This is a genomic window from Spirulina sp. CCY15215 (assembly GCF_016888125.1).
Taxonomy (GTDB): Bacteria; Cyanobacteriota; Cyanobacteriia; order Cyanobacteriales; family Spirulinaceae; genus CCY15215.
Genome location: NZ_JACSWA010000464.1, coordinates 1 through 4726, shown reverse-complemented (window position 1 = coordinate 4726; position 4726 = coordinate 1). Strand labels below are relative to the sequence as shown.

3 protein-coding genes are annotated in these 4726 nt (G+C 39.7%); all 3 read left to right on the top strand.

What is annotated here, in order from left to right:
• Positions 1 to 188: 188 nt before the first annotated feature.
• Genes JUI58_RS15200 through JUI58_RS15190 form a run of 3 tightly spaced genes read left to right on the top strand, consistent with a single transcriptional unit; the run spans position 189 to position 4449 of the window.
• Positions 189 to 2705 carry a dynamin family protein gene (locus JUI58_RS15200; protein ID WP_204104646.1) on the top strand — a complete coding sequence of 839 codons (2517 nt, stop codon included), beginning with the start codon at positions 189 to 191 and terminating at the stop codon, positions 2703 to 2705.
• Between the two features lie 10 nt (positions 2706 to 2715).
• The gene (locus tag JUI58_RS15195; RefSeq protein WP_204104645.1) at positions 2716 to 3258 is read left to right on the top strand and encodes a hypothetical protein; all 543 of its coding nucleotides are present in this window, start codon (positions 2716 to 2718) and stop codon (positions 3256 to 3258) included.
• Positions 3259 to 3273: 15 nt separating this feature from the next.
• Positions 3274 to 4449, top strand: coding sequence for a hypothetical protein (locus JUI58_RS15190; protein WP_204104644.1), 1176 nt, complete (start codon positions 3274 to 3276; stop codon positions 4447 to 4449).
• Positions 4450 to 4726 lie beyond the last annotated feature (277 nt).

The following is a 4726-nucleotide window of genomic DNA, read 5'->3' as shown; positions in this document are numbered from 1 at the left end:
TTCTTGTATTACCGAACGAGTGCTGCAATTGCCAAGCTATCTTAATTAAATTTAACGTAATTCTCAGGATTTGTACAAGTTCGGGCAGAGAATCCCCGACCACTTCAATCATCTGGGAGGATTTTGCTTCCTTCTCTGGGTTAGTATTATCGAAGGCTGGAATATTATTCAACTGAACAACTTACTTTATGTTAGAGTGTTCCAGAAGCGTTAATAATGTATATCCCTTTAATCTAGGAAGAGCGATCGCACTTCTCAACAGTATGACTCCACCTAATGTCACTGAAATACTCAACTCGGTTCGGCAACTCTTGAATGAGTTGGGGAATGGAACAGAAGATTTAGCCAATGCTCATCCAGAGGTTTTTGACGATCCAGAGTTAAAAGCACAAGTAGAGGCATTCCGAAGCGCCTATGAGGAAGCAAGGGAAAGGCTGGAGAATCCCACCTTGTCTATCGCAACACTAGGGACGACTTCCTCGGGAAAATCTACAATTGTGAATGCGCTGATCGGTCGGAGAATTGCACCGATCCTGAATACTGAGATGAGTGGGGGAATTTTGCGGTTGCGGGTTTCAGATGGTTCTCGATTGGTCATTGAGGAAACAGAACATCCCTATTGGGAAACGGGGGAATGGTCTGGATTAAGTGACGACGAACTTTACAGTCGCATTCGGAGTGTAATGTTGTCTTATCACGATATTCGCAAAAAAGAAAAAAATTGTTTTGCACCCCAAATTACAAACTATGGTGCGCTTTTACCTGCTGGAGATCGCGCTTTACTCGATCTTCCCGCAGGAATTGATATTGAAATCATCGATTTACCGGGTCTAAAATCCGTTCAAGATCGTGCCAATCTCCAAGTAATTCAACCTCAAGTGAGAAAGTCTTGTAGTTTGGTAGCTTTGGATTATGGACAGGTTGATGAGGAAAAAAGAGAACGGTTATTAGAAGAATTGAAAGAGGTTGTGACGGCTTTAAATGGTCGCACGGATTCAATGATTTTTTTGCTTAATCGGGTCGATATGCGAGGGGCTGATGATTTTCCCCTTGAACAACAAATTGAACGTTTACAAAGGGAAATTCAATCGGTTTTGTCTTTGAAAACTCCTCCCGATATTATCCCATTTTGTGCGCGTTTGCTCTATTATGCTCAATGTGCTTGGGGAACAAGAAATGGCGATCTTTCTTCACAAGTTAGCCAAGAAACTCGCTTAAAATTGTTAAAGGCAATGTTTGAAGATTGTGCAGTAATTATTACGCAATCAACTCGTGGGAATAAAGAATTACGCCGTTGGTTTAGAGGGATTGAAGATGATGTAGATGATGGTGAAGCGATTGATGATGAAACAATGCGGAAAATTCTTCATTATGCACTAGAATGGAGTGGAGGAGAGCAACTTTGGGATACTTTACGCCAGAGAGTTCAAGATGTTTTTCCCCAGTTAGTAGTTGTACCTATTTTAATCAAGGTTTTCAATAATTTTGATTCATTGATTACAAAAATCAATACAATTGCAGAAATTAGCAAGATTGAAGAACTTGAGACGATTAAAGAATTACAAGAAACGTTAGAGCAAAGTCGAAAAAAATTACATAAAAAAATCAATAAATCACAGAAAGTCTTTTTTGAAGATTTTCAAGACATCAGAAAAGATTTGAAAGAAAACACTAATGAATCTCGTAATCGTGCTATAGAAAAAATAGAGCAAGTGGGAATTCAAGGCTTTAGTGATTTCACAGAATCAGTTAAAGCAATTAAAGACGATATCCTTCTTAAATTAATTCGTCCTGTCCGTGAAGTCTTAAATAAAAAACAAAGTGTTTATGACTTAGAAGACAAACTTCAAGAAATTATTGTACCTTCTCTTGCAAATCAAATAGCGAGAGCTTATGATTTAATGCGATCAAATTTAGTGAATTACAAGAAAGATTCTGGATATTTTGTTTTCAGTGCGCGTGTAAACGATCAAAAAGAAATCCAAAAAGTGGATCACGCAGAAAAAGCAGTACGAACCTTTTTTGAAACAATGAAACAAGCGATTGTGAAACGTGCTGAATTTAGTTTACAAGCAAAAGCAAAAGACTTTGAAGATGCTTTACGGAAACTAGCAAAAAGTAATGTCTGTGAACTGTCTCATTTTGTTAGCGATGAATTACCAGATCTAGAACTCGATCAAGCAATTTTTGCTGAGTTTGAGCAAAAAATATCAATACCCTTAGAATTAGATGAACAAGTTTTTGATTTTTTAGAAATAATTCAATCTGATGTAATTAATCGCTCTGAAGAAGTAGATCGACAAACCAAAAGAGTTACTTATACCGAAGGTAGTTGTTTGAACAAACAAGAGAAAACAAAGATAGTCAGCGAACCTATCATCGGAGAAGTTGAGTATCGAGAATTAAAAATTCCTAATTTTGACCGTATGGCAAAACAATGGATACAAGGAGTTGAAAATGCCGAATCAAAGTTATGGGATAAATTAGGGGATTGGGTAGTTAGGTATTTAGATGAAATTAATGATAAGTTTAATGAATCTATTGAAGAAGTTCTTGAATTGGCAAATCGAATGCTAAAAGAAAAAGAAACGGTTATTGAACAATCTGCTGAGGAAAGCTCTAATCGTTGGAGTGAAATTGAATCTCAGCAAAATTTATTAAAATCAATTCGTCAACAGTTAACCAGTATTACAGTTCATCTGTAAAAATAAAAATATGTACGGTCATTTTGGTAAAATAATTGAGGAGCTATCTAAAACTGGGATCGGAGTGATTCTAGACGTTTTAAATCAACAGAAACAATCAAATCCCTCTCAAAAAAGTAATAGAGATGTAACTCCTCTTCCCAGTACCGCACAACCAATAGCACAAAAATACATTCTCATATTAGTTGTTAATGCCGATCGTAACATAGAGCTTGTGGAAATTCTCAAAACACAATCTCAAGTTACATCGGCCATCTGGGAGGATGTTTATACAGCAACAGAAGCATTATGGATAGGAGGAAAGGAAAAATTTGAAAATACAGGTTTAAGCGATAATTTTGCAAGTGCAGAAACGCTTCAACCTTCCGAATATGATGTTTATTTTGTCAAAATAGAATTACCAAAATATGAATATGATCTTGGATTTGCCGAAAATGCAGATTCTTTAGATCGTTCTGATGCTTTTGAACGAATATTAGAAACAGAACACCATGTTATTGTTTCTCATCGTCTTTCAAATCAATCAACCAAGAATCCCCTTCTCTATCGTTAAATTGGAGTAATTATTATGATCATCCCTACTAATTTAATTGCAGATCCAGAAATCATTAAGGGCTTACTAGATGGCTCTCTAGTTCGCTATGGTAGCGTTATCCGAAAAGCTGCCGGAACATCTCAAGGAGGGCAAATTGTACGACATCTTACTGAAGTATCTGGCCTTCCCAGTCAATTAATGACTTTGCCTTTTTCTTCTATCCTCGGTTTTAGCCAAATTGCCGCAGGTGCAAGTGTTTTAAATCTTGGGGTAAGTATTGCTGGCTTTGCTTATATGGGGTTTAAATTGCATCAAGTTCAAAATCAAATCAGCAACTTACAACACTCAGTCAATGAAGGATTCGATCGCATTGATTGGAGTTTAGAACAGCTTTCTCGCCAATTATCTCAACAACTGGGTTATCTTTATCTCCTCGTAGAAGATAGCAGAGAAGAACAACAACGCCTCGGGAATGCGATCGCAGACCTCCATAAAGCCTTGTTAATCAAAAATATAGCCGACCTGCAAGCCGAACTTGAACATCTGAAACGCTTTCCCGATGACTCCCCCAAAGCAGCCCTAAAAACCGCCACCAGCGCCCGTCTATTTCTTGCCAGTCAAGCCACCCAAGCCCCTTTAGAATTCGATGCCAATACCCTTATGCTGGTAGATGTCTCCACCCAAGGCTGGGCAGTCGCGATCGCCACAGAAGCAAACCTCCTCCTCCAACACGGGCAGATCCCAGAAGCCCGAGAAGTCCTCGCCCGAGAAATCCCTCGCTTTCAGCAACACGCCCACCAGTGGGCGAAAAGTCTCCTCAACACCGAACGTCCCGAACTCGCTACAGCCCAACGCTTTGCTACTCCCTACTTTAAAAACTGCATTACCCCCGAACGAGTCCAACGCATCACCCAAATTTCGCCAAGCGATCGCGCCCTATCTTCCGACCAGACACTGCAAAAACGCCGAGGCGCTAAAGTAGAACTGGAAATGACCCGCACTCAACCCCAACTCACCTCACAATGGAAATATCGGCAACTGGCGATCGCAGAATATCTCGATACTCTTAGCGAATTGTACGCCAGATTAGATGGGTTGCTTGCCTTTGCCCAACTGTGCGAACAACAAGGGGTTAAAAGCAGCCACGAACTTCTCCCTGATGCCAATGCAAAACCCGGCCTCTATCTCCTCCCCGCCGTTGAAACCTAGACTTCTCGCTTGAGGACTTTAGTGAGAATTATCAATGGAAGGGTTGTTAGTAGGAGGGTGCAAGCCTATATTCTTCCACAATTTTATTAATGGTCACTTCTAAATCAAGAGCATAGCATTTGCATGAGTAAAAATGCGATCGCACTTCCCCTCAAAGTCAGTTTTAGGAAGTTTCAGAGATTATCAGGGTCTAATCCTTTCGCAATCAGGCGATCGCGCAACTCTTGCAATGTCCTCTGTACCTGTTCTTTTTCTTGTCGTTCCTCAATTTTCTGTC